The sequence below is a fragment of the Arthrobacter globiformis NBRC 12137 genome (assembly GCF_000238915.1).
Lineage (GTDB): Bacteria > Actinomycetota > Actinomycetes > Actinomycetales > Micrococcaceae > Arthrobacter > Arthrobacter globiformis.
Genome location: NZ_BAEG01000051.1, coordinates 172419 through 197943, shown reverse-complemented (window position 1 = coordinate 197943; position 25525 = coordinate 172419). Strand labels below are relative to the sequence as shown.

Below are 25525 nucleotides of genomic sequence, written 5' to 3'. Positions count from 1 at the left end.
TGACCGTCCCCGCCGCGAGGGCGACGGCGACCGCCGCAGCTTTGGTGGCGGAGACAACCGCAGGCCTTTCGGCGACCGGCCGGACCGTGCACCCCGCGAGGACCGTGCACCCCGCAGCTTTGACCGTGGCGACTCCGGCCCCCGCCAGTTCGGCCGCGACAGGGCTGAGGACCGCCCGGCCCGCGTTCCCAACGCCCGCGACCTCCGCAGCGCCAACCGCCCGGACCGTGAACGATCGCCCGAAATCGATGAGGATGTCACGGGCAAGGAACTCGACCGCGCCACGCAGCACCAGATCAAAACCCTGGAATCAAACAGCGCGGAATGGGTTGCCCGCCACCTCGTCATGGCCGGACGGCTTCTCGACGACGAGCCTGAGCTCGCGTTCCAGCACGCCCTCGCTGCCAGCCGGCGCGGAGGACGCCTTGCCGCTGTCCGCGAGGCCGTGGGCCTGACCGCCTATGCCGCCGGACACTACGGCGAGGCCCTGCGCGAGTTCCGCACCTACCGCCGGATCAGCGGTTCCAACGTCCACCTGCCCGTGATGGCCGACTGCGAACGCGGCCTGGGCCGGCCCGACCGTGCCCTGGACGTCGTCCGTTCCGAGGAAGCCCAGGACCTCGACGCGCCCGGCAAGGTGGAACTGGCGATTGTCGCCTCCGGCGCCCGTGCCGACCTTGGCCAGCTGGACGCCGCCGTGGCGGAGCTGGAGATCCCTCAGCTGGACATCAACCGGGCCTTTTCCTACAGCCCGCGCCTGTTCCGCGCCTATGCCGACGCCCTGACCGCCGTCGGCCGCGAAACCGAAGCCGGAAAATGGCAGCGGCAGGCCGTCGTAGCGGAAGAAGCCCTGGGCCTGGGCATGGCCGAGGAACCCGACATCATCGACCTTGGCTGGGACGAGGAAGAGGAAGCCCGCGAAGAAGCCGAACGCCGGAAGCGGATTGCGCACGCTGCTGGCACGCCGGCGCAGGACGGAGCAGGGTCTTCCGACAGCCAGGCGGCTCCCGGCATCAGCGCCGGGGAGGAAGCTGCCGCGCAGCGGCCCTCAGCGGACGCTGCGGTAGAAAACCTGGACGACGCCGAGGCGGACTACTTCGAATCCGACGACGCCGAGTCGGACGAGGATTCCGCCGAGCTGGATGACGACGCCGAGATCGACGACGCCGAGCACGCCGAAGCCGGGCACACCGAACAGCAGGATGCCGACCGCCGCCAGAACGGCTCGGAGGAGTAGTCGCACATGAGTGATGCACAACTGATTTCGCGGTTCGACGCACTGCTGGCTGATCTGGACGGAGTGGTCTACAGAGGACCCCACGCGATCCCCGGCGCTGTGGAAGCCCTGCAGCGGCTGGACGGGATCGGCGTCGGCCTCGGTTACGTCACCAACAACGCCTCCCGTACCCCGGCCCAGGTCGCGGCCCACCTGCGTGAGCTCGGCGCCCCCGCAGAGGACCACCAGGTGGTGAGCTCCTCCCAAGCCGGGGCTGACCTATTGGCGTCCCTGCTGTCCCCGGGCTCCGCCGTGCTGATTACCGGCAGCCCGGCGCTGGCCCACGAGGTTGAGCTTGTTGGCCTGAAGCCGGTGCACAGCGCCGAGGAGAATCCGGTGGCAGTCGTGCAGGGCTTCAACCCCGCAATCGGCTGGAAGGATCTCGCCGAAGCGTCCTTCGTCCTGGCGGACGGCGAGGTGCTGTGGGTTGCGACGAACACTGACATGACCCTCCCGCAGACGCGGGGAACCGCGCCGGGCAACGGGTCACTCGTGGCGGTGGTGGCGGCCGCAACCGGCCGGCAGCCCCTCGTCGCCGGCAAACCGGAGGCCCCGCTGTTCCATGCTGCGGCCAAGCGCCTGTCGTCCGACCGGCCGCTGGTGGTCGGCGACCGGCTGGACACCGACATCCTGGGCGGCAACCGGGCCGGCTTCGCCACGGTGGCCGTGCTGACCGGCATCGACACCCTGGAAACCATGCTGGCGGCCCGGACCGAGGAGCGGCCCCGCTACATCATCCGGGACCTGGCCGGCCTCTATGAGGCATATCCGGACATTGATAACGACGGCGGGACCTTCCGTTGCGGGAACGCCACCGCCACCGTGGCCGGAGATGCCATCCGCATCGCCGGGCGCAAGGATGACCTCGATTCGTGGCGGGCGGCATGTGCCGCATGGTGGGCGGCCCGGCCCGACGCAGACGTCCCCACGGCTCCCGAACTCGAGTGGCTGGATCAATAGACTGGTGCCATGCCCGAGTTGAACAACGACGCGTCGGACGGCGCGGCTCCGGACCCCGAAATGCCAGGTGCCGAAATGCCAGGCGCCGTCTGGCCGGAGCTGCCCGTGCCCGGCAGCGCCTCTGAAGCCGGCATCGCTGACCCGGCGGTGCTGGCCACCCTGGACCGGGTTCGCGAGGTCCCCGGGCTCCCGGTGTCGGAGCACCCCGCCGCCTATGCAGCCATGCACGACGCCCTGCTGGAAGCCCTGAACGAGGAGCCGCAGAACGAGGCGCCGCGTGAAGAACCGCAGCAGGGTCCGGGTGCCGCCTGACCATGACCAGACTTGACCAACTGCTCGTCAGCAGGGGCCTGGCGCGGTCCCGCACGCACGCCGCCCGGCTCATCGCCGAAGGCAAGGTGTCCTCCGAAGGTGACGTCCTCGCCAAAGCGTCGCTGCAGATGGGCGACGACCGTGAACTGAGCGTCGCGGAAGACGCGACGGACGCCTACGTCAGCAGGGCTGGCCACAAACTGGCCGGCGCGCTGGACGCCTTCCCCAAGGTCGCCGTCGGCGGCAAACGGTGCCTTGACGCCGGAGCCTCCACGGGCGGCTTCACCGACGTCCTGCTGCGGCGGGGAGCCGCGCACGTGGTGGCGGTCGACGTCGGGCATGGCCAGCTGGTGCCGCAGCTCCGCAGCGATCCGCGCGTGAGCGTGCATGAAGGGCTGAACGTCCGCTACATGGATCCCGGCCAGATCGGCGGCCGGGCCGAGCTCACGGTTGCCGACCTGTCCTTCATCTCCCTGACGCTGGTGCTGGCCCCGCTGGCGGCCTGCACTGCCCCGGGCGGGGACTTGGTCCTCATGGTCAAGCCGCAGTTCGAGATCGGCAAGGAGCGGCTCGCCCGCACGGGAGTGGTTACCTCGGAGCGCGAACGGCGCCTGGCTGTCGGTAAAGTGGCGGGGGCGGCGCTCGACGCAGGCCTGGAACTGCGGGGGCTGGCCACCAGCCCGTTGCCTGGCCAGGACGGAAATGTCGAATACTTCCTGTGGATAACGCAAAGAATGTCCGAAGACTTGCCTAAGATCGAAGAGCGGGACGCAGCCGTGGCTGCGTTGTTGGGAAAGATCTGGCCGAACCACTAGAGAGCGGAACCCGATGAGCAGGCGTGTACTGGTACTTGCCCATACCGGCCGCGAGGAATCCCTAAAAGCGGCCTGGGAGGCCTGCGCCCAGCTCCACGCCTCCGGCATCATCCCCGTCATGCAGAAGTCCGAACTGGGCGACATGGAGGGCTTCTTCGGCGCCATGGACCAGCCGGTCGAAATCCTCCATGACCATATCCAGCTTCCCGACGTCGAACTGGTCATGGTGCTGGGCGGGGACGGGACCATCCTGCGGGCGGCAGAACTGGTCCGCGAAGTGGACGTGCCGCTGCTGGGCGTGAATCTCGGCCATGTCGGCTTCCTCGCCGAGAGCGAGCGTGCGGACCTCGCCCAGACAGTCGAATGGATCGCCAGCCGTGAATACACGGTGGAGGAGCGCATGACCATCGATGTCCAGGTCTGGGTCCGCGGCCAAAAGATCTGGCACACCTGGGCCCTGAACGAGGCCGCCATCGAAAAAGGTGACCGGGAGCGCATGCTCGAACTGGTCACCGAGGTGGACGAGCGCCCGCTGACCTCCTTCGGCTGCGACGGCGTGGTGCTGGCCACGCCCACCGGATCCACCGCCTACGCGTTCTCGGCCGGCGGCCCCGTCGTATGGCCCGAGGTGGAAGCACTTCTTATTGTTCCCATCAGCGCGCACGCCCTCTTCGCCAAGCCGCTGGTGGTTTCGCCCCGGTCCCGGCTGGCCGTCGAAGTGCTCAACCGCACGGACGCCCTGGGCGTGCTGTGGTGTGATGGCAGGCGCTCCGTGGACCTGCCTCCCGGCGCCCGCGTGGAGGTCACCAGGTCCACCACCCCCGTTCGCCTCGCCCGCACGCACCAGACACCGTTTTCGGCGCGGCTGGTCCGCAAGTTCGAACTTCCCATCCATGGCTGGCGCGGCCCCGTGCCCCAGTCCGAGCAGGTCCATACCGGTCCCGTGCCGATCGTGCGCACGCCCCGGACCATGGCGCCGCCCTCGGGCCTCCGGCCGTACGAACCCGGTTCAGAATCCGATCCTCCGACTGAAAAGTGAACCATGCTTGAAGAACTGAGAATCCGCGATCTCGGCGTCATCACCGACGCCACGCTGCCGCTGGGCCCTGGGCTCAGCGTGGTGACGGGCGAGACCGGTGCAGGCAAGACCATGGTGGTCACCGCCGTCGGCCTGCTGCTGGGAGCCCGGTCGGACGCCGGCGCCGTGCGCAGCGGCGCCAAGAGCGCCTCTGCCGAAGCGGTGGTGCAGTTGCGATCCGGCCACTTCGCCCTGGAACGCGCCAGGGATGCCGGTGCTGAGATCGAGGAGTTCGACGGCGGCGCTGAACTGCTGCTGTCACGGCGCCTGGGTGCCGACGGACGCAGCCGGGCCTTCCTCGGCGGCCGGGCCGCCCCGGTGGGAGTGTTGGCCGAAATCGGCGAGTCACTCGTGGTCGTGCACGGGCAGACGGACCAGATCCGGCTCAAGGGAGCAGCCGCACAGCGCGAGGCCCTCGACAAGTTCGCGGGGGAGGGGCTGGCCTCGATGCTCGGCGGATTCCAGGACCTCTACAGCTCCTGGAAGTCCAGCCAGGCCGAGCTGGACACACTCCGAAGCGCGGAGCGTGAGCGGCTCCGCGAGGCCGAGTCACTGGAAGCCGCGCTGGCGGAGATCGACGCCGTGGACCCGCAGCCGGGGGAGGACGAGGCCCTGAAAGCCGAGGCCGTGAAGCTGGCCAATGTCGAGGAACTCCGGATCGCGGCCACCACCGCCCACCAGGCCCTCATCGCCGAGGACTTCGGCGAGGCCGGCGACGCCACGTCGCTCGTGGATGCGGCCAAGCGGACCCTGGAACACGTGGCCGAGCATGACGAGGAACTCGGCTCAGCAGCCGCCCGCCTCGCCGAAGTCGGGTTCCTGCTCAACGACATCGCCACCGAGCTGGCCAGCTACCAGGCCGGGCTGGACTCCGAGGGGCCGGAGCGCCTGGCCGAAATCGAAGAACGCCGGGCGTCCCTGGCCAAGCTGGTCCGGAAGTACGCGCCGAGCATCGACGAGGTCCTCGAGTGGGCCGAGAACTCCCGCGCGCGCTTCGACGAACTGCAGGGCGACTCCACCCGGATCGAAAACCTGGAAGCCGAGGTGGCCAGGGCCGGCACGGAGCTGAAGAAGCAGGCCGCGGCCATCAGCAAGGTCCGCGCCAAGGCCGCGAAGGACCTCTCCGCCCGGGTCAGCGCGGAGCTGAAGGCTCTCGCCATGGCCGACGCCACGCTGGTGATCACCATCGACGCCGCAACCCAGCTGGGACCCCACGGCGCGGATGAGATCTCCTTCCTGCTCCAGCCGCACTCGGGCGCCCCCGCCCGGCCGCTGGGCAAGGGTGCGTCCGGCGGTGAGCTCTCCAGGGTCATGCTGGCCATCGAGGTGGTGCTGGCGGCCGTGGACCCCGTGCCCACGTTTGTCTTCGACGAGGTGGACGCTGGCGTGGGCGGCCGCGCCGCAGTAGAGATCGGCCGGCGGCTGGCCATGCTGGCCCGCCACGTCCAGGTCCTGGTGGTCACGCACCTGCCGCAGGTGGCAGCGTTTGCCGACCAGCACATCCGTGTGACCAAGACCTCGGTGCGCGGCGCCGACGGCTCCACCACCAAGGGGTTCACCTCCAGCGACGTCCAGCTCCTCGACGAGGCTGAACGCGTCAGGGAACTTGCCCGGATGCTGGCAGGGCAGGAGGACTCCGAAACCGCCCAGGCGCACGCCCAGGAGCTTCTGGACGACGCCAAGCTCCTGCCCCAGCAAGCCTGATCCGCTGATGGCAGCCCTTGCCGGGAGCGCACGGACAGGGAAAACTGAAGCCTTTGGGGACGCATACCCGATCCGTGGAAGGCTCAATTGATGATAGGCTCGAATTCCGTGGTGCAGCGATCAAATTCCCGTGTAAATTCCCGGTTCCCGGGCTCGTCCAAGACGACCAAACACATCTTCGTCACCGGCGGTGTGGCGTCCTCGCTAGGCAAGGGACTGACGGCCTCCAGCCTCGGCCACCTGCTGCGGGCACGCGGCTTGTCAGTAACTATGCAGAAGCTCGATCCCTATCTGAACGTGGATCCGGGCACGATGAACCCCTTCCAGCACGGCGAGGTCTTCGTCACAGACGACGGTGCTGAAACCGACCTCGACATCGGACACTACGAGCGCTTCCTCGACGAAAACCTCGAAGGTTCGGCCAACGTGACCACCGGCCAGGTTTACTCCACGGTCATCGCCAAGGAACGCCGCGGCGAATACCTCGGTGACACCGTCCAGGTCATCCCGCACATCACCGATGAGATCAAGCGCCGGATGCGGCTTCCCTCCGAGGGCAAGAACGCGCCGGACGTCATCATCACGGAGATCGGCGGCACCGTCGGCGACATCGAGTCGCAGCCCTTCCTCGAGTCCGCCCGCCAGGTCCGCCAGGACATCGGCCGGACCAACGTCTTCTTCCTCCACGTTTCGCTGGTCCCGTACATCGGTCCTTCGCAGGAACTGAAGACCAAGCCCACGCAGCACTCCGTGGCCGCTCTCCGCTCCATCGGCATCCAGCCGGAGGCCATCGTGATCCGTTCGGACCGCGAAGTCCCCGACGCCATGCGTGAGAAGATCGGCCGCATGTGCGACGTCGACATCGACGCCGTGGTCAACGCCGCCGACGCTCCGAGCATCTACGACATCCCCAAGACCCTGCACACCCAGGGCCTGGATTCGTACATCGTCCGGGCGCTGGACCTGCCGTTCAAGGATGTGGACTGGACCAGCTGGGACAAGCTCCTCGAAGCTGTCCACAACCCCAAGCATGAGGTTGAGGTTGCCCTGGTGGGCAAGTACATCGACCTGCCGGACGCCTACCTCTCCGTCACCGAGGCCCTGCGCGCCGGCGGCTTCGCCAACGACGCCAAGGTCAAGATCCGCTGGGTGCCGTCCGACGAATGCGAAACCCACGAGGGCGCAGTGCGGTCCCTGGAGGGCGTGGACGCCATCTGCGTTCCGGGTGGCTTCGGCATCCGCGGCCTGGAAGGCAAGCTGGGCGCCCTGAAGTTTGCGCGCGAATCGCGGCTGCCTGTACTGGGCCTGTGCCTGGGCCTGCAGTGCATGGTCATCGAGTACGCCCGCAACGTCGTCGGCCTGGAGGGTGCGTCCTCCAGTGAGTTCGAGCCGGACTCCAAGTACCCGGTCATCGCCACGATGGAGGAGCAGCTCGAATTCGTCGAGGGCCGCGGCGACCTCGGCGGCACCATGCGCCTTGGCCTGTACGAGGCCAAGCTGGACGAGGGCTCGGTCATCGCCGAGACCTACGGCAAGACCACCGTCAGCGAACGCCACCGCCACCGGTACGAGGTGAACAACAAGTACCGCGAGCAGATTGCTGCCGAGGGCCTGGTGTTCTCCGGCACGTCGCCGGACGGCAAGCTGGTGGAATACGTGGAGCTGCCCCGTGAGGTCCACCCGTACTACGTGGCCACCCAGGCGCACCCGGAACTGAGCTCACGGCCCACCCGGCCGCACCCGCTCTTTGCCGGCCTGGTGAAAGCCGCCCTGGACCACCAGAGGGGCGGCGACGGAACCGGTTTCGAGCCCGCCGCGGCCGGCTCCGGCGAAGCCACCGCAGAGTAATTTCACAGCACCCATAGAGTAAGGACGGCGCGATGCCCGGTAAGTCTGAAAACACCCCTGCTGGCCGGCAGGTTTCGGATGCGCCGAGCCCGCGCCGTCTGCTCTCCCGGGAGCGGGTTTACAACGGCCGGATCTGGGACGTTGTCAGCGACAGCTTCAAGCTCACCTCCGAGGGCGACCCCATTGTCCGGGACTACATCGAACACCCGGGTGCCGTCGCTGTGCTCCCCATGAACGACGACGGCGAGGTGCTGCTGATCAAGCAGTACCGCCACCCGGTGGGCATGGACCTGTGGGAGATTCCCGCGGGCCTGCTCGACGTCGAGGGTGAGGACTTCGTGGTGGGCGCCGGGCGGGAGCTCGCCGAGGAAGCGGACCTGATCGCCAGCGACTGGAACGTCCTGGTGGACTTCTTCAATTCACCCGGATCCTCCAGCGAGGCGATCCGCATCTACCTGGCCCGCGGCCTCACCGAGGTCCCGCACCACGAATTGCACGTCCGCACGGACGAAGAAGCGGAAATCGAACTGCATTGGATCCCGCTGGAGGATGCCGTTGCGGCGGTGCTGGAGGGCCACCTGCACAACCCGTCCGCCGTCGTCGGAATTCTTGCTGCTGCAGCCGCGAAAGCGGACGGCTTCAGGGGACTGCGGCCGGGCGACGCCCCCTGGCCGGCGCACCCCAGCCAGCGCTGATGCCCACGGACACGGCGGCACCGGAGGAATCTCCGGACACGGCGGCACCCCACCTGGCAGATGGCGCGAAAACGGCGCCGCCGGAACGGCCCCGCACCGCGATTGACCGCGGCGTGACCGACTACCTCCAGCACATGGGCGTCGAACGGGGCCTCGCAGCAAACACACTCTCCGCGTACCGCCGCGACCTCGCCCGCTATTCTGCCTACCTGGCCGGGCAGGGCCTCAGCAGCCCGGCTGACATCACCCGCCACCACGTGACGGGCTTTGCCCAAGCGCTCTCCGACGGCGCCGACGGCGGCACCCCGCTGGGGGTGCGGTCCGCGGCGCGGACCGTGGTGGCCGTACGGGGGCTGCACCGCTTTTGGGCGCTGGAAGGGACGACGACGGCGGACCCCGCCAGCGATGTCCACCCGCCAATGCCCGGCAAACGGCTGCCCAAGGCCATCACAGTTGAGGAAGTCACCAGAATCCTGGAAGCCGCCGGTACTGACACCGCGACGGGCCTCCGGGACCGGGCGCTGCTCGAATTCTTGTACTCCACCGGTGCCCGGATCAGTGAAGCCGTAGGCCTGGACGTCGACGATCTCTCGGTGCAGGCTGCCGAATCCGGCCCCGCCATCGTTCGGCTGTTTGGAAAGGGCTCCAAGGAACGCCTCGTGCCGCTTGGCTCCTTCGCGGCCCGGGCCCTCGATGCGTACCTGGTGCGGGGCCGCCCCCTGCTCGCGGGGAAGGGCAAGGGCACCCCTGCGCTGTTCCTCAACGCCAGGGGCGGGCGCATCAGCCGGCAGAGCGCCTGGACCATCCTGAAGGCGGCGGCGGACAAGGCGAACATCACCAAGGATGTCTCCCCGCACACGCTCCGGCACTCCTTCGCCACCCACCTGCTCGAAGGCGGAGCGGATGTCCGCGTGGTCCAGGAACTGCTCGGGCATGCCTCGGTGACCACCACGCAGGTGTACACACTCGTCACCGCCGACACGCTGCGGGAAGTCTACGCTGCTGCGCATCCCCGGGCACTGGGATAATCCCGGCCGAGGGACAGACATGCGGAAAGCGCAGGCAGCGCTAGGCTGGTCTGCATGACTTCCGTGCCTGTCACCCTCTGCTTCCTGCTACGGGAGCGCCCGGAGTCAGGGCCTGAGGTGCTCCTGGGCCTGAAGAGGACAGGCTTCGGAACGGGCAAGATCGTCGGACTGGGCGGGCACGTGGAGGCCGGCGAAACCGACGCCCAGGCGGCATGCCGGGAGGTACTGGAGGAGGCCGGCGTCGTCGTCCTTGAGCAAGACCTGTTCGACGCGGGAAAAGTGGAGTTCGTCTTTCCCGCACGCCCTGACTGGAACATGTCCACCCGCCTGTTCACGTCCCGCCGGTGGGCCGGTGAACCTGTCGAGAGCCCTGAGATCATCCCGGAGTGGTTCCTTATTTCCGCCCTTCCACTGGAGCGCATGTGGCAGGATGCGGAGCACTGGCTGCCGCTGGCGCTGGCCGGGAACGTCGTCGATGCCGTCATCACCCTGAACGAGGACAACGAGACCGTGGCGTCCGCCGAATATTCCTTCCGTGCCGTGTAACCGCCCGTTCCCTGCCGGAAACTAAACGGTTAGCCTGCCTGGTCAGGGACACTACTTCTTACGTTTGGGGGAGACGTGGATTCGGAACGCGAACTGGCGTTCATCGCCGTTCACAGGGACAGCTATCCGCGGGTTTACAGATACGTGCGCCGGCGGGTGGAATCGCCGGAGCTCGCCGAAGAGCTCGCAGCGGACGTGTTCCGCGTCGTCTGGCAAAAATGGCACGACCAGCCGCACGCGGACATCGCGTGGCTGCTGACAGTCGCACGGAACCTGATCGGCAACGCTTACCGGAGCCGAGACCGGTTCGTGGCCCTGCAGGCAAAACTCCGGGCGTCCGCCGAGCTCCGCTCCGGTGCGGAGTCCGAGGACCTGCTAGTCCACGACGCCATGGCCGCGCTGCGCGACAGTGAACGCGACATCCTGCAAATGGCCTACTGGGACGAGCTGAGCGTGGCGGAGATCGCCGGCGTTCTGCAATGCAGCGAAGCTGCTGCCAAGGTCCGCCTGCACCGTGCCCGGGCCGCGTTCCGCAAGCACATGCCGGTGACCCCCGGGGCGAGCAAACAGAACTCCGTCACACAGAAGATGGGTGCATGAGATGGATCCGATCAAAAGCCTGATTTCCGGGTCAGACCCGCTCCGCAACGATCCTGCCGAGATGCCCGACGCCGATGCGGTCCTTCGGCGGGTAACCTCCGGGGCCCCGATGTTCACGGACAGCCTGCCGGCCAACGTTCTGCGGTTCCGGGACCGGAAACGGCGCCAGGCGCGCGTTGCCGGTGTGCTGACCTTGGCTGCAGCGGCGGTGAGCGCCGGTGTGCTGGTGGCAACGAACTTCGGCGCCCTGATATCCGCCCCGGCTCCTGCCGGCCCCGTCGCACCAACCTCGTCGGAAACGACGGCGGCAGCATCAGCGAAGCCGACGGCAACACCAAAGCCGACGGCAGCACGGACGGTCGCACCAGCTGCTGCTGCGCCTGCTGCGCCGACACCGGCGCCCGTTACCTGGACCACCTTCACGGACGCCACCGGCCAGGCCACCTTTGAACACCCGGTGGGGTGGACTGTGTCCCAGATGCCGCAAACCATCGACGGCGGTTCCTACAACATCGTCGAAGTGAAGACTGCCGCCGGAAAGACCGTGTCCACCCTGGGCTTGGTCTACGACGTCACGGGTGGCCCGGTGTGCCCGGCCCCGAAGCCGTACCAGACCCTCGACTCCATGGTTGTCGACATTCCGCAGAAAGCCGCCAAGCTCAAGGAACACCCTCAGGGTCCCTCCGCTTTTGTCTTCCGTGTGATCCAGGGAGACAAGGTCTATGGTTCCCTCGCCCTGGCTGACGGAGATTTAGCTCCGCAGCCCACGACGTGTGGTTTATACAACGGCATCCTGGGCCCGGACAATGTCCCGTTCGCGCATTTTGGCGATACTGTCTGGCTCACGTCCGACGGTCAGGGCGCTCCGCTCACGTTCGACTCGGTTGCCGAGGCCAAAGCCTACATGGCGACGCAAGAATACCGGGACACCAAGCGCATGCTGATCTCCCTGGCATTAAAGCCGGCCAAAACGGCCACCAGCGCGCGCTTCGTCAGCGAGGACGGGAAAGCCAGCTTCGTTCTCCCGCAGGGCTGGACCGCGAAGGACGTCCCGGTTGGAACGCCGGACTACCCGGGCTCGGGAATCACGGTGTCCGACGAAGCGGGCGAGACCGTGGCGAATTTCCAGCACGCCGCCGCCGGTGGCCTCGGGGGTGCGTGCCCGAACGAGAAGTACACCATGACCGAATTGGATACAGGTTTGTCGTCCCTCACGGCAGACTGGGCTGTCCAGCGGGGAGTCCGTTTCTCCTACCGCGTCCTGGACCGTACCCCTGCAGGCCAAGGATTCACCTACCAGCTGGGGCTGGTGGACAAGGACAGCAGCCCTGTGCAGGACACTTGCCAGATTATTGCGGTGGTTACTGGCACTCCCCGAGGAATCCTGTCCTTCACGGGCGCTGGTGCCGGAGGCAGTGCCACCGAGCCGACGTTCGCCAGCATGGCCGAGGCCAGGGCCTATCTGGAGACTCCCGAGTATAAGAAGCTGAAGGGCATGATCCAAAGCCTGCAGATCAGCTCCTGACTCTGCAAAGGACGCTCATATAAACGACGCCGGGCCGGCCACCCCAGAGAGGTGACCGGCCCGGCGTCGTACGTTGCAGGCGACCGATTACGGCACGTGCCGTTCGTCCGGACCGTTGTAAGCACTCAGCGGGCGGATGAGCGAGTTCGCGTTCAGCTGCTCCATGAAGTGGGCTGTCCAGCCAGTGATCCGGCTGGCGACGAACAGCGGCGTGAACATGTTCGTGTCGAAGCCCATGAGGTGGTACGTGGGGCCGGCAGGGTAGTCGAGGTTCGGCTTGATGCCCTTGGCCTCGTCCATGGCCGATTCGAGACCGTTGTACAGGCCCAGCAATTCGGGCCGGCCGTAGTGGGCGATCATCTTGTCGAGGGCTGCCTTCATGGTGGGCACGCGGGAATCACCGTGCTTGTAGACCCGGTGGCCGAAGCCCATGACCTTCTTCTTCTGGGCCAGGGCGTTCTCCATCCATGCCTTGGCGCGGTCGGCGGCTTCCTCGAGCGACTCCTCGGGCCGAATTCCGATCTCGTCGAAGGTGTGCATGACGGCTTCGTTGGCTCCGCCGTGCAGCGGCCCTTTGAGTGCACCGATGGCGCCGGTCACCGCCGAATGGAGGTCCGACAGCGTGGACATGATGACGCGCCCGGCGAAGGTGGAGGCGTTGAAGGAGTGCTCCGCGTACAGAATCATGGAGACGTTGAAGGCCTCCACCACCTCGGCAACGGCCTCCTCGCCGAACGTCATCCACAGGAAGTTGGCCGAGTAGCCGAGGTCATCCCTGGGCTCCACGGGGTCCTGCCCGCGCCGGCGCCGCTGGTCGTAGGCCACCACGGCCGGCATTGAGGCAAACAGGTCCAGGGCCTTGGCCATGTTGGCCTCACGGGAGGAATCCTCCGCGAGTTCGTGGCGCGCGCCCATCACCGACGCTGCGGTGCGGCAGACGTCCATGGGGTGCGCAGTCGTCGGGAGGGCATCAATCACCTGTTTGACCACGGGATCCAGCGGCCGTCCGGCGCGCTCGCGGGCCGTAAAGTCAGCCAGCTCGCCGGAGGACGGCAGCTCGCCGTTCCATAGGAGGTAAGCGACCTCTTCGAAGCTGCGCGTGGCGGCGAGCTCCTGGACGGGATAGCCGCGGTACAGCAGTGAGTTCGTGTCGGGATTGACCTTTGAGACCGCGGTGTAGTCCACCACCACGCCGTCGAGGCCTTTCTTGATCTCTTCTTCAGCCATGCTGAACTCCTTCGTTCCTTGCGTCCGAATACCGGCCGGACCGGCCGGTGGTCCTGCGGGGGATTGGCGTCAGTCGGTTCCGGGGATCCGGAAGTTGAAGACGCCGGTATCAAAGCGGTTGTAGGCCTCATAATCCACCAGGTCGTACAGCCGCGCGCGCGTCAGCATGCTCCCTACCTGTGCCTCCTGCGTTCCGTCGGCCTTAATTGAGTCCAGCGTACGCTCAGCGGCCCCCATGGCACTACGGAGCAGGGTCACCGGATAAATCACCATGTTCACGCCAACGGCCTGCAGCTGGTCCACGGTGAAGAGGTCGCTCTTGCCGAACTCGGTCATGTTGGCCAGGATCGGCACGTCCACGGCATCCCGGATGGCCTGGAATTCCTCCAGATCTTTCATGGCCTCGGGGAAGATGGCGTCGGCGCCGGCCTCGACCAGTGCCTTTGCCCGGTCCTTCGCCGCTTGGAGGCCTTCGACTGCGCGGATGTCGGTGCGGGCCATGATGAGGAAGTTCGGGTCCCGGCGGGCGTCGGCTGCTGCTCGGATGCGTTTGGTGGCGGTGTCCAGGTCCACGACGTTTTTGCCGTCCAGGTGGCCGCAGCGCTTGGGGTTGAACTGGTCCTCGATGTGGCAGCCGGCGAGCCCGGCGTTTTCCAGTTCCTGGACGGTGCGGGCCACGTTCATGGGTTCGCCGAAGCCGGTGTCCGCGTCCACGATGCAGGGCAGGTCGGTCATTCGGGCGATCTGCCCTGCCCTGGTTGCGACTTCGGTGAGCGTGGTGAGGCCGATGTCCGGCAGGCCGAGGTCATTGGCCAGGACGGCGCCGGAGATGTAGACGCCGGCGAAGCCCTTCTCATCGATCAGCCGGGCGGAGAGCGGGTTGAACGCCCCGGGAAACTGCTGGATGGTTCCGGAGGCCAGCAGTTCACGGAGCTTCAGGCGTTTCTGCTCTGGCGTCGTTTTGGCGTAGAGCATCTAAAACAGCCCCTTGGGCGCGGCGCTGAAATCGATGATGCCGGGGGCCGCCGCGATATTGAGCTGGTCCAGCTCGCCCGCTGCCAGTTCCGGGAGGCGTTCGACGGCGGAGAGGAACCTTTCGATTTCATCCTCCGTCACCAGCCCGGAAGCCAGCGTGCGGAACTTGTTGACGTACTGCTCGCGGGTGAACGGGCGGGCGCCCAACGGGTGGGCGTCGGCCACGGCGATCTGGTCCCGGATGACAGTGCCGTCGGTGAGGGTGATCTCCACGGAGCCGCCGAAGGCCTTCTCGGAGATGTCCAGGGAGTGGTAGCGGCGGGTCCACTCCGGGTCCTCCACGGTGGAGACCTTCTGCCACAGCTCCACGGTGTCCGGGCGGGCGGCGCGTTCGGGGGAGTAGGAGTCCACGTGGTGCCAGGCCCCGTCCTGCAATGCGACGGTGAAGATGTACGGGATGGAGTGGTCCAGGGTTTCCCGGCTCGCGGTGGGGCTGTACTTCTGGGGGTCGTTGGCGCCGGAGCCGATCACGTAGTGGGTGTGGTGGCTCGTCTTGATCAGGACGGACTTCACGTTCGCCGGATCGGTGGCCTCGGGGTGTTCCCGGTTCAGCTTGCGGGCGAGGTCGATCCAGGCCTGGGCCTGGTATTCGGCGGAGTGTTCCTTGGTGTAGGTGTCCAGGATGGCGCGCTTGGCTTCGCCGGCTTCGGGCATCGGGACCTCGTAGGAGGCGTCGGGGCCGTCCAGCAGCCAGGCGATGACGCCGTCTTCGCCTTCATAGATGGGAACCGGGGAGGTCTGTCCGCGCATGGACCTGTCCACCGCCTCGATCGCCATCTTGCCGGCGAAGGCCGGGGCGTGCGCCTTCCACGTGGAGATCTCGCCCTTGCGGGACTGGCGGGTGGCAGTGGTGGTGTGCAGGGCCTGGCCCACGGACTGGAAGATTGTCTCCACGTCGAGGCCAAGGAGGGTGCCAATGCCGGCGGCCGCGGAGGGGCCGAGGTGGGCGACGTGGTCGATCTTGTGCTTGTGCAGGCAGATCGCCTTCACCAGGTTCACCTGAATCTCATACCCGGTGGCGATGCCGCGGATCAGGTCCTTGCCGCTGGAGCCCACGTGCTGGGCGACGGCCAGGATCGGCGGGATGTTGTCGCCCGGGTGCGAGTAGTCCGCGGCGAGGAACGTGTCGTGGTAATCCAGTTCACGGACGGCCACGCCGTTGGCCCAGGCAGCCCACTCGGGGGAAACCCGCTCACCGATGCCGAAGACCTTGGCCCCCTTGCCGCCGCTGGACGGGCCGTGGGTGAGGGCCTGCGCCCGGGCCGCGACGATGGGGGCGCGGTTCAGCGAGGCGACGGCCACCGAGGCGTTATCGATGATCCGGTTGATGACCATATCCGTGACGTCGTCGGAAACGGCCACCGGATCGGCTGCCACCACGGCAATCTTGTGGGCGAGCTGTTGTTCGCGCGGGAGGTTTTCCTCGCTCTTGTATACGCGGACGTGGTGTTCCTTAACCATGGGGCTCCTTCTGGGCGGATGCGTGGACGGCTTTGACGTGGGAAAGACTGCGGTGCAGGTGGACGGTGGTGGCTGCCTCGGCCAGCCGGGGGTTGCCGGCCGCTATCGCTTCGGCGATTGCAGCATGCTCTGCCGCGGCCGCCGTGAGCCGGGCCTGGTCGTCAGCGGCCAGCCTGCGGACACGGACAAGGTGGACGCGCAGGCTTCGCATGGCCTGGGCCAGGTACGAGTTGGAAATGGCAGCATCGATGGCAGTATCCAGGCGGCCAACGAGCTCGTAGTAGTCGTGCCGGTTCGGGTCCGGGGAGTTGAGCAGGGCGGGCGCGCCCAGCAGCTCTTCCTGCAGTGCGCGGAAGACGGCGGCGTCGCCGCGCAGCGCCGCCAGGGCTGCAGCTTTCCCCTCAAGGGTTTCGCGCAGCTCAAACAGTTCGTCGATGTCGTCCAGCGAGATGTCGGTGACGACGACGCCGCGGCCTCCCGCCGTCGTCAGCCCCTCCGCCGTGAGCCGGCTCAGTGCCTCGCGGAGCGGCGTCCGGGAGATTCCCAGCCTGGCGGACTGCTCCACTTCGGCGAGTACCGTGCCGGGGAGGAGGCGCCATTCGATGATGTCATCGCGCAGTGCCGCGTAGGCCCTGTCACTCGCGCGCATGCCGCCTCCCTTCATCAGCTGTTGATCCCTGAGTGTATACATCCGAGTGGATTTTGCCTAGTATCTTTGCGCAGAACATGGACCTGACCGCCACCTTTGTATACAGTTGACACCGGCTTGCTTGGCTGGTGAGGCACGCTGCAGCATGGATCTGCCGTCACGGTCCTTGTCTCGTGGCGGCATGATGAGTGGCGCCGGGGTAGGACAAAACGGCATGGCAGGGCACCGGTGGCACTCGCGGCAACCAGGACGAGACCTAGGCGCAGGTTTGCCTTGGGCGGCGCTGTTTCGGCCGCTAGCCAGCGCGGGCGGGCTTTGAACGTCCTGCCTCCCATGGCGTGTGTCTCGTTGGGTAGGCATTAATGTCAGTGCCCCCTGACATGCTGTGCGTATGGATGGCAAGGCTGCTGTGGTGACGATGGAGGGCATTGAGTCCGACGTCGCTGGGTTGGCTGTTGTTGTCCGTCGGGCCGCCGGGACCGGGGCAAGTTCTGGGGGTTTGGCTGGCGCTGATCCACTGGCCGGTGCTGGTTCACTTACCGGTTCTCGTGCGGGGTTGGGTGCGGATCCTTTGCAGGATCAGGCGGATGCATGGCTGGACGTACTGGCCGAGGCAGCAAGGTTGGAGGCCCGGGTGGCCGCGCTGAAAGCGCACGCCGCGGCCGGCTTCGCCGGTACTGTCGCGGCCGTGGCGCCGCCGGACGCGTCCGCACCGGAACAGGCCGCCACGCAGATGTCTGTGACGGCGTCGGTGGCGTGTGCGCTGACCGTGAGTGAAGGGTCGGCGGCGCGGTTCCTGGCTGACTCCGCCACGCTGAGCAGGGACCTGCCCTTGACGCTGTCCGCACTCGGGGCGGGGACCCTGTCCTGGCAGCATGCCCGGGTAATGTGCGATGAAACGGACGGGCTGGACCGGGCCGCTGCAGCGGCGTTTGAGGCGCATTTCCTGGACCCGGACGCTCCCAACGCGGCGCGGGGTTGCCCGGCCGGGGAGCTGACAGCGTCCAGGTTCCGGGCCAGGGCGCGGTACTGGCGGGAACGGCACCACCCGGTCAGCAGCGAAACCCGCCACCTGAACAGTGCGACGGACCGCCGGCTGGAGTATGTGCCGGATCGGGACGGCATGGCCTGGCTCTCGGCGTATCTGCCCGCGGATCAGGCTGCCGGGATTTGGGATCGCGCCACCGCCGCCGCCCGCGCCCTGCAGGGCCCGACCGATTCCCGGACCCTGACCCAACTGCGCGCGGACGTGGCCGCCGCATGGCTGCTCGGCCCAGGCCAGCGTCTTCACGGCATGCCCGCAGGCTCTGCGCCGGCAGGATCCGTCCCGCCCGGTGAAGTGCAGGCCGGTGACGTGCAGGCCGGTAAGATGCCTTCCCCCAGGGCCCAGGTGCTGGTCACGGTGCCGGTGTTCTCGCTGCTCGGCCTGACTGAGGAACCAGCCACACTCGACGGGTACGGGCCGATCCCCCCGTCGATGGCCCGCCGGCTCGTCGCCGACGGCGCTGCGTCGTTCCGGAGAGTGCTCACCGATCCGAGGGACGGAGCACCACTGGAGATCGGAAGCACCAGCTACCGGCTCACGAAGCCGATGCGCCAGTGGCTGCGGCTTAGGGACGCACGGTGCACGTTCCCGGGCTGCAACAACCACTCCCTGGACAACGACGCCGACCACATCCTCGCCTGGGCCGACGGCGGGCCCACCGGCGTCACCAACCTCGGCCAGCCCTGCCCCAAACACCACAGACTCAAACACGCCACAGCGTGGAGACCGGCCGGCGCGACCCGTGGGAGTCCGCCTGGCTGGATCTCACCGTCAGGCCGCTGTTACGCCAGCGAACAGCAGGACTGGGAACCACCAACCTGGCCCGAGCGGCTACGCGGCCAAGAACGGCAGGATCCACCGATCCCGCCGGAGCCGCCCCATTGGCCCGAACCGCCGCATGAGCCAGGCGAGCCTGATGACTCCGACGTGTTCGGCGACCTTGACGATCTCGAGAGCCCAGGAGCCCTCGACGGCCCCGGACCACCACTGCCTGAGGATCCCTGGCCCCGCTGGTCCTCACCCGCGGCCGCTTAAGGCGCCTCCCATGGCAGTGCCTGCTCAGCGGCATGCCTGAAGGCGCGTCCCGCCCAAGGGGTCTGGATGATCATGAGCGGGCAGGATTGACGGGTGCCCATTTACAGGGATCCCCGTAAGTCAGGCGCGGGACCAGCGGTATTCATTCTCGGGACGGCCCGGAGCCCCATACCGCGCCGTCCGGGACACCGTTCCGGCGTCGGCGAGGTACTCGAGGTACCGCCGCGCGGTCACCCTCGACATGCCCAGGGCAGTCATGACTTCGGTGGCGGAGACGGCACCGGGCTGTTCCTTGATAAAGTCGCGGACGGCGTCGAGCGTTGAAGGGGCCAGACCCTTCGGCAGCGGAAGCTCGGACGGCGCACGCAGGCTGGCGAAGGCCTGGTCCACATCGCTCTGCGACGCCGCCGCCTTCGCCGACCCCGCCTCCGGCCCCGCCAGCTGTTCACGGAACTGCCGGTAGCTCTCCAGCTTGTCCGCGAACGTCGCGTAGGTGAACGGTTTGATGAGGTACTGCACGACGCCGATGGAGACGGCGCTGCGCACAATCGCCAGTTCCCGGACAGCTGTGATGGCAATGATGTCGGCGAAGTGCCCGGCGGAGCGCATCCGCCGGGCGATATCGAGACCATGCAGGTCCGGCAGGTTCATGTCCAGCAGAACCAGCTCCACCGGGCTGCTGGCGGCGGAAAATTCAGTGAGCATCCGGAGCGCCGACTGGCCGTCCGGAGCCGTTCCTGCCAGCGTGAAGCCGTCCACCCGGCCCACGTAGGCGGCATGTGCCGCAGCCGCGACGGGCTCGTCCTCGACGACGAGGACTCGGATGTCTGTCACGTGTGCTCCTCCGGGAGGCTCGATGTAGGCGTGCCTGACGGCAATGTGCTTGGCGGTAATGTGCCTGACGGCAACGTGCCGGGCGGAAAGGTGTCTGGGGGCAATGTGCCGGTAGCGGCGCTGGCCGGGAGCGCGATGTGGAAGCGCGCCCCGCCGGTGCCGGAGTTGCTTATGGTCATGGTACCGGCCAGACGCTGGACGGCCTGTTTGACCAGCGCAAGGCCAAGGCCCCGCCCGAACGGCCCGGCGGTCTTGGTGCTGAAACCGTAGCGGAACACGTCGTCCACAGCTGATGGGTCAATGCCTTTGCCGGAGTCCTGCACCGCTATCTCCAGGTCGCCGCGGGACGTGTCCACCAGCAGCTCCACCCGTCTGGGTGCGGGGGCGTCGGCGGCGGCGTCAATGGCATTATCGAGCAGATTGCCGACCACCGTGACGAGGTCCTGTACGGCCAGCTCTCCGCTGAGGGCCGGCCCGGACGCCTCGACCACGAGCTCCACGCCGCGCTCGTGGGCCTCGGCCGCCTTGCCCATGACGAGGGCGCTCAGCACCGGCTCCTGGACCGAACCGATCACGTCGTCCGCCAGCTGCTGGCTCAGCTCCAGGTCCTTCGTGGCAAAGTCCAGGGCCTCGTCCGTCCTGCCCAGCTCCAGCAGGGAGACCATCGTGTGAAGCCGGTTTGCATGCTCGTGGGTCTGGGCGCGGAGGGCATCGGAAAGTGTCCGCATGCTCTCCAGCTCGGTGCCCAGGGATTCGATCTCCGTGCGGTCGCGGATGGTGGCAACGGTTCCGAACACCGGGCCGCGCCGGCGTTCGGCGGAGGATCCCGGCCCCACTGCAGGGCGCTGGTTTACCACCAGGACGCCGTCATGGGTGAGGTGGATTTCGTCGTGGGCCGTGCGACCCGATTCAAAAAGCTCCTTCAGGCTGGGCGCCAGGGGCAGGTCGGCGAGCTGCGGTGTGGCCGCGTGGTCGTCCTCGGCTTCCCGCGGTTCCAGGCCCAGCAGTTCGGCCGCCTGGTCGTTGTAGATCACCACCCTTCCGGCCGGATCGATCAGGACAACACCTTCCCGGACTGAGTGGAGTACGGATTCGTAGTAGGCGAAGAGCTGGGCCAGCTGCTCGGGTCCCCACCCCCTGGTCACGCGCCGCAGGTAGCGGCCAAGAAACCAGGACGCGAGCGATCCGCCTGCCAGCAGGAACCCGGACACCGCCAGCAGCGCCGGCAGCCTGCCGGACACAGCCACGTCCACCGTGTTAACGGTCACGCCGGCCGCCACAAGCGCGCGGACCCCACCGCGGGCGTCCTTCACCGGAGCGATCGTCCGCACCGACGGCCCGAGCGTTCCGGCGGTGATCTCGGTGAACACGCGGCCCTCGAGGGCCTCTTGGATCGAACCGATGTACGGGCGGCCCAGCTCCTCGTCCAAAGGGTGCGTCCACCGCGTCCGGTCCGGCGCCATGATGGTGATGAAGTCGGCCCCGGAGTCGGCCATGACCCTCAGCGCGTAGGGCTGGAGCTGCGCCGTCGGGTTCCCGGTACCGGCGGCCTGCAGAACAAGCGGGTTATCGGCGATGGACGTCGCCAAAGCCCCCATCCGGCGGCCGGCTTCCTCGTAGGCATGGTCCCGGGCGTCAACGAAGACGGCCGTCCCGACGATGGCCGTCAGGGCCAGCATGAACAGCAGGTTCGCCACGAACAGCCGCCTCGCAATGCTCCAGCGGTGGATCATCAACACCTCCCATGACCAATATGAACGCAACGGTGAGCCAAGTCACTCCGTGGCGAATGATGGAAATCACAAAGGACCGACGCGCGGAGCCCAGAGATTGTGCCGAAGCGTCTTCCAGATTATCCATAAGGAGAGAAAGATGGCTTCTCAACGAGGAGAGTCGGCAGTGCCGGCCAAGGCCGAGCGCAAGGGACTCGACAAGTCCCACTACCTGTACATCGCGGTTATCGCCGCTGTCATTCTCGGCGCTCTGGTGGGACTGCTGTTCCCCGAGGTCGGAAAATCACTCAAGCCCCTCGGTGACGGCTTCATCAAGCTGATCAAGATGATGATCGCCCCGGTCATCTTCTGCACCATCGTGTTGGGTATCGGCTCCATCGCCAAGGCGGCCACCGTCGGCAAGGTCGGCGGACTGGCCCTGGGCTACTTCGTCGTCATGTCCACCTTCGCCCTGGCGATCGGCCTCGTTGTCGGCAACCTCATCCACCCGGGTGAAGGGTTGCAGCTCGCGCCATACGACCCCAACAAGAAGGCGGCCACGGACAGTACGGTTGACTTCCTGCTGGGCATCATTCCCGGCGACATTCCGGTGCTTCCTACCCTGCTCGCTGCCATCCTCGTCGGCTTCGCGCTGCAGCGGATGGGCCCGCAGGGCGCGCCGATCCTGAGGGCCATCGGGCACGGCCAGGCCCTGGTCTTCCGCATCCTGATCATGATCATGTGGCTTGCCCCCGTGGGTGCCTTCGGTGCCATCGCCGCAGTGGTCGGCGCCACCGGCTTCCAGGCCATCGTGAGCATGTTCACCCTGATGATCGCGTTCTACATCACTTGTGCCGTGTTCATCGTCGTCATCCTCGGCGGCCTGCTGCAGGTTGTCACCGGTGTGAACATCTTCAGGCTGATGAAGTACCTGGCCCGCGAGTACCTGCTGATCTTCTCGACGTCGTCCTCTGAGGCCGCCCTGCCGCGCCTTATCGCCAAGATGGAGCACCTGGGCGTCTCCAAGCCGGTGGTCGGCGTGACGGTGCCGACCGGCTACTCCTTCAACCTGGACGGCACGGCCATCTACCTGACCATGGCTTCGCTCTTCGTGGCCAACGCCATGGGAACGCCGCTGGATCTCGGCGCCCAGATCTCCCTGCTGATCTTCATGATCATCGCGTCCAAGGGCGCAGCCGGCGTCACCGGTGCCGGACTGGCCACGCTTGCTGCCGGCCTGCAGGCACACAAGCCTGAACTTCTGGGCGGCGTCGGCATGATCGTGGGAATCGACCGCTTCATGTCCGAGGCGCGTGCGCTGACCAACTTCACCGGCAACGCCGTCGCCACCCTGCTGATCGGCACCTGGGTCAAGGAGGTCGACGGCGAGCAGGTGAACCTGGTGCTGTCCGGCCAGGATCCGTTCGACGAGCAGACGATGGTGGCGCACCACCACGGTGTGGCGGAAACGCCCGAGCAGGCCGTACCGGCCAAGGCATAAGGTCAAGGCACAAGGCGCCGGCCATACAGCCACAGCGAAACCGCCCGCACAGGCCAAGCCTGTGCGGGCGGTTTCTTTGCTGCCGGCCAGCAACCTTCGACTTCAGGTACAAGGTAAAGGCTCAAACGCCGTCAAAAGTCAAGGTCCATGGAATGCCGTGTCGGGCGCTGTAACCTTGGGGTGGAAGTAGCAGGGGCGCTGGCAGACAGCGGCAGAAAATCACCGTCATCGAAAGTGTGGATTGATACGTGAGCAGCGAACAGGGTTCAGCAACTCTGGAAGGCACGGAACTCGACCTGGAAGACGCCGTTATGGGTCCCACGGGCCGCCCCCACCGCGATTTTCCGGAGCCCGCGCCGCTGTCCTCCCATGGACCGGCCCGCGTCATAGCCATGGTTAACCAGAAGGGCGGGGTGGGTAAGACCACCTCCACCATCAACCTTGCCGCGGCGCTGGCCGAATACGGCCGGCGTGTGCTCCTGGTGGACTTTGACCCCCAGGGCGCCCTGTCCGCCGGGCTCGGCGTCAACCCCCACGAGCTGGATCTGACCGTCTACAACGTCCTGATGGACCGCAAGATCGATATCCGCGAGGCCATCCACCAGACCGGCGTGGAGAACGTGGACCTGCTGCCCGCCAACATAGACCTCTCCGCGGCCGAAGTGCAGCTGGTCAACGAGGTGGCACGCGAGCAGGTTCTCGACCGGGCGCTCAAGAAGGTCGAGGACGAGTACGACGTCGTCCTCATCGACTGCCAGCCTTCCCTCGGCCTGCTTACCGTCAACGCCCTGACCGCGGCCCACGGCGTGATCATTCCGCTGATCTGCGAATTCTTTGCGCTGCGCGCGGTGGCCCTGCTGGTCGAAACCATCGACAAGGTCCAGGACCGCCTCAACCCGCGGCTGCAGGTGGACGGCGTGCTGGCCACGATGTACGACGCCCGCACGCTGCACAGCCGCGAGGTCATCAGCCGCCTGGTGGAAGCCTTCGGGGACAAGGTCTTCGAAACCGTCATCAAGCGCTCCATCAAGTTCGCCGACGCCACCGTGGCCGCCGAGCCCATCACGAGCTACGCCGGAAACCATGTGGGTGCCGACGCCTACCGCCGCCTCGCCAAGGAATTGATTTCGCGCGGCGGCGCGCCCTAGCCCGCATGACCGCAGAGCCGGCAACGCCCCCCGCCGAGGCCAGGCGGTCCGGCTTCGAAGTTCGCCTTGCCAACTTCAGCGGCCCCTTTGACCTCCTGCTGGGGCTGATCTCCAAACACCAGCTGGACATCACCGAGGTGGCCCTGGCCACGGTCACCGATGAGTTCATCGGGTACATCCGGAACCTCCAGGAGCTGGGGGAGGAGTGGGCCCTTGATGAGGCGAGTGAGTTCCTCGTCATCGCGGCCACGCTGCTGGACCTGAAGGCAGCGCGCCTGCTGCCCGCAGGCGAGGTGGAGGACGACGACGACATCGCCCTCCTCGAGGCACGTGACCTGCTCTTTGCCCGGCTGTTGCAGTACAAGGCCTTCAAACAGGTCGCTGCGCTGATGGACGCCACGCTGGAACTGGAGTCCCTTCGCTATCCGCGGCAGGTCGCCCTCGAGGAACATTTCGCCGCGATGCTGCCGGAGCTCGTCTGGAAGCACAGCCCCGCACAGTTCGCGGCGCTGGCCGAGGCCGCGCTCAAGCCCAAGGCCCCGGCGCCGACGGAGGTCGGTGTGGCCCACCTGCACGGCGGCACGGTGAGTGTTCGCGAGCAGGCGGAGCTGATCGGACTGCGGCTGCAGGACGGCCAGCCCCTGACATTCCGGGCCCTGATCGCCGACGCCGAATCCACCCTGGTTGTGGTGGCGCGCTTCCTGGCGCTTCTGGAGCTGTTCAGGGACCAGGTGGTGGCCTTCGACCAGGTGGCGCCGCTGGGCGACCTGACCGTGCGTTGGACAGCGGCCGGCACCGGATGGACAGGGGAGCACCTGAGTGAGGAATACGAGGAGCAGCCATGACGGATCCAATTGCGGGCCGGGAACGCGCCGCGCTTGAGGCGGTGCTGATGGTGCTGGACGAGCCCACCTCCGCCACCGACCTCGCGGCAGGACTCAACCTGACGGTGCCCGCCGTCGAGGCGCTGCTGCTGGACCTGCAGCGTGATTATGACGGCTATACTGTTAAAGCCCCGGATATGGAAACTGGCAGTAATGGACCTGAGCATGAAGTCGCTTCCAGCCCCCGGGGTTTTGAATTGCGGAATGTCGCCGGCGGCTGGCGCATCTACTCCCGGGCTGAATTCGCCGACGTCGTCGGTACTTTCGTCCTGGAAGGGCAGACAGCCAGGCTGACCCAGGCGGCGCTCGAGACACTCGCTGTCATCGCTTACCGGCAGCCGGTGTCCAGGGCAAGGGTGTCGGCAATTCGCGGAGTCAACGTTGACTCTGTCGTGCGGACGCTGACCCAGCGCGGGCTGATCGAGGATGCCGGAACAGATCCGGAATCGGGCGCTGTCCTGTACCGCACGACGTCGTATTTCCTTGAGCGCATGGGAATCGGCTCGGTGGCTGAGTTGCCTCAGCTTTCACCGCACCTTCCGGGGCTTGAAGGAATTGAAGAGTTCTACGACGCCGGAAGAATGTAGGCGCCACGCCTGCGAAGCAG

The 25525-nt window shown here is 67.0% G+C and carries 22 protein-coding genes and 1 pseudogene; 17 read left to right on the top strand and 6 right to left on the bottom strand.

The features are described 5' to 3' along the window. From ARGLB_RS10185 to ARGLB_RS10130, 12 genes and pseudogenes are all read left to right on the top strand, one after another. Positions 1-1237: pseudogene (locus ARGLB_RS10185) on the top strand (hypothetical protein); the annotation flags it as partial. Between the two features lie 6 nt (positions 1238-1243). After that, entirely contained in the window at positions 1244-2236 is a 993-nt protein-coding gene (locus ARGLB_RS10180; RefSeq protein WP_003801868.1) for an HAD-IIA family hydrolase, read from the top strand. Between the two features lie 9 nt (positions 2237-2245). Further along, positions 2246-2548 carry a hypothetical protein gene (locus tag ARGLB_RS22400; protein ID WP_003801866.1) on the top strand — a complete coding sequence of 101 codons (303 nt, stop codon included), beginning with the start codon at positions 2246-2248 and terminating at the stop codon, positions 2546-2548. A 2-nt stretch (positions 2549-2550) separates the two neighbouring features. Further along, on the top strand, positions 2551-3363 hold the full coding sequence (locus tag ARGLB_RS10170) for a TlyA family RNA methyltransferase (protein WP_003801863.1): 813 nt from the start codon (positions 2551-2553) through the stop codon (positions 3361-3363). 13 nt (positions 3364-3376) lie between these two features. Then, entirely contained in the window at positions 3377-4402 is a 1026-nt protein-coding gene (locus ARGLB_RS10165) for an NAD kinase (RefSeq protein ID WP_003801861.1), read from the top strand. A 3-nt stretch (positions 4403-4405) separates the two neighbouring features. After that, positions 4406-6145 carry a DNA repair protein RecN gene (gene recN / locus ARGLB_RS10160; RefSeq protein WP_003801859.1) on the top strand — a complete coding sequence of 580 codons (1740 nt, stop codon included), beginning with the start codon at positions 4406-4408 and terminating at the stop codon, positions 6143-6145. Positions 6146-6235: 90 nt separating this feature from the next. Beyond that, complete coding sequence (gene pyrG / locus ARGLB_RS10155; RefSeq protein WP_003801857.1) at positions 6236-7993, top strand: CTP synthase; 1758 nt, start codon at positions 6236-6238, stop codon at positions 7991-7993. Positions 7994-8025: 32 nt separating this feature from the next. After that, positions 8026-8688 carry an NUDIX domain-containing protein gene (locus ARGLB_RS10150; RefSeq protein ID WP_003801855.1) on the top strand — a complete coding sequence of 221 codons (663 nt, stop codon included), beginning with the start codon at positions 8026-8028 and terminating at the stop codon, positions 8686-8688. After that, positions 8688-9716 carry a site-specific tyrosine recombinase XerD gene (xerD, locus tag ARGLB_RS10145; RefSeq protein ID WP_003801853.1) on the top strand — a complete coding sequence of 343 codons (1029 nt, stop codon included), beginning with the start codon at positions 8688-8690 and terminating at the stop codon, positions 9714-9716. Before ARGLB_RS10150 ends, xerD begins: the two co-directional genes overlap by 1 nt. Before the next feature lie 54 nt (positions 9717-9770). Further along, positions 9771-10262: an 8-oxo-dGTP diphosphatase gene (locus ARGLB_RS10140; protein WP_003801852.1), complete on the top strand. Its 492-nt coding sequence runs from the start codon at positions 9771-9773 to the stop codon at positions 10260-10262. Between the two features lie 75 nt (positions 10263-10337). After that, a complete protein-coding gene (locus ARGLB_RS10135; protein ID WP_003801850.1) occupies positions 10338-10862 on the top strand; it encodes an RNA polymerase sigma factor in 525 nt (174 codons plus the stop codon). 1 nt (position 10863) lies between these two features. Further along, entirely contained in the window at positions 10864-12387 is a 1524-nt protein-coding gene (locus ARGLB_RS10130; protein WP_043418635.1) for a hypothetical protein, read from the top strand. Between the two features lie 87 nt (positions 12388-12474). On the opposite strand, the gene ARGLB_RS10125 is transcribed toward ARGLB_RS10130, so the two are convergent. The 4 genes from ARGLB_RS10125 to ARGLB_RS10110 all read right to left on the bottom strand — a co-directional run bounded on the left by ARGLB_RS10125 (position 12475) and on the right by ARGLB_RS10110 (position 16759). After that, a complete protein-coding gene (locus ARGLB_RS10125) occupies positions 12475-13614 on the bottom strand; it encodes a bifunctional 2-methylcitrate synthase/citrate synthase (protein ID WP_003801846.1) in 1140 nt (379 codons plus the stop codon). A gap of 69 nt (positions 13615-13683) precedes the next feature. After that, a complete protein-coding gene (gene prpB, locus ARGLB_RS10120; protein ID WP_003801844.1) occupies positions 13684-14589 on the bottom strand; it encodes a methylisocitrate lyase in 906 nt (301 codons plus the stop codon). Next, positions 14590-16110: an MmgE/PrpD family protein gene (locus tag ARGLB_RS10115; protein ID WP_003801842.1), complete on the bottom strand. Its 1521-nt coding sequence runs from the start codon at positions 16108-16110 to the stop codon at positions 14590-14592. Next, the gene (locus ARGLB_RS10110; protein WP_003801839.1) at positions 16103-16759 is read right to left on the bottom strand and encodes a GntR family transcriptional regulator; all 657 of its coding nucleotides are present in this window, start codon (positions 16757-16759) and stop codon (positions 16103-16105) included. The genes ARGLB_RS10115 and ARGLB_RS10110 overlap by 8 nt, the downstream gene beginning before the upstream one ends. A 391-nt stretch (positions 16760-17150) precedes the next feature. Between ARGLB_RS10110 and ARGLB_RS10105 the strand changes: the two genes are divergently transcribed. Further along, positions 17151-18839 (top strand): HNH endonuclease signature motif containing protein, encoded by a 1689-nt coding sequence (locus ARGLB_RS10105; protein ID WP_003801837.1) that lies wholly within the window; start codon positions 17151-17153, stop codon positions 18837-18839. 120 nt (positions 18840-18959) lie between these two features. Here ARGLB_RS10105 and ARGLB_RS10100 read toward each other — a convergent pair whose 3' ends face one another. Then, complete coding sequence (locus ARGLB_RS10100; protein WP_003801835.1) at positions 18960-19673, bottom strand: response regulator; 714 nt, start codon at positions 19671-19673, stop codon at positions 18960-18962. Continuing rightward, complete coding sequence (locus ARGLB_RS10095; protein WP_003801834.1) at positions 19670-21406, bottom strand: sensor histidine kinase; 1737 nt, start codon at positions 21404-21406, stop codon at positions 19670-19672. Before ARGLB_RS10095 ends, ARGLB_RS10100 begins: the two co-directional genes overlap by 4 nt. Before the next feature lie 139 nt (positions 21407-21545). On the opposite strand from ARGLB_RS10095, the gene ARGLB_RS10090 reads away from it, so the two are divergent. The 4 genes from ARGLB_RS10090 (at position 21546) to scpB (ending at position 25505) form a co-directional block, all read left to right on the top strand. Continuing rightward, positions 21546-22886 (top strand): cation:dicarboxylate symporter family transporter, encoded by a 1341-nt coding sequence (locus ARGLB_RS10090; RefSeq protein WP_043418633.1) that lies wholly within the window; start codon positions 21546-21548, stop codon positions 22884-22886. Positions 22887-23134: 248 nt separating this feature from the next. Next, positions 23135-24034: a ParA family protein gene (locus tag ARGLB_RS10085; RefSeq protein WP_003801831.1), complete on the top strand. Its 900-nt coding sequence runs from the start codon at positions 23135-23137 to the stop codon at positions 24032-24034. Between the two features lie 5 nt (positions 24035-24039). Next, positions 24040-24879 (top strand): segregation and condensation protein A, encoded by an 840-nt coding sequence (locus ARGLB_RS10080; protein ID WP_003801829.1) that lies wholly within the window; start codon positions 24040-24042, stop codon positions 24877-24879. Continuing rightward, positions 24876-25505 (top strand): SMC-Scp complex subunit ScpB, encoded by a 630-nt coding sequence (gene scpB, locus ARGLB_RS10075; protein ID WP_003801827.1) that lies wholly within the window; start codon positions 24876-24878, stop codon positions 25503-25505. The genes ARGLB_RS10080 and scpB overlap by 4 nt, the downstream gene beginning before the upstream one ends. The last annotated feature ends 20 nt before the right edge of the window (positions 25506-25525 follow it).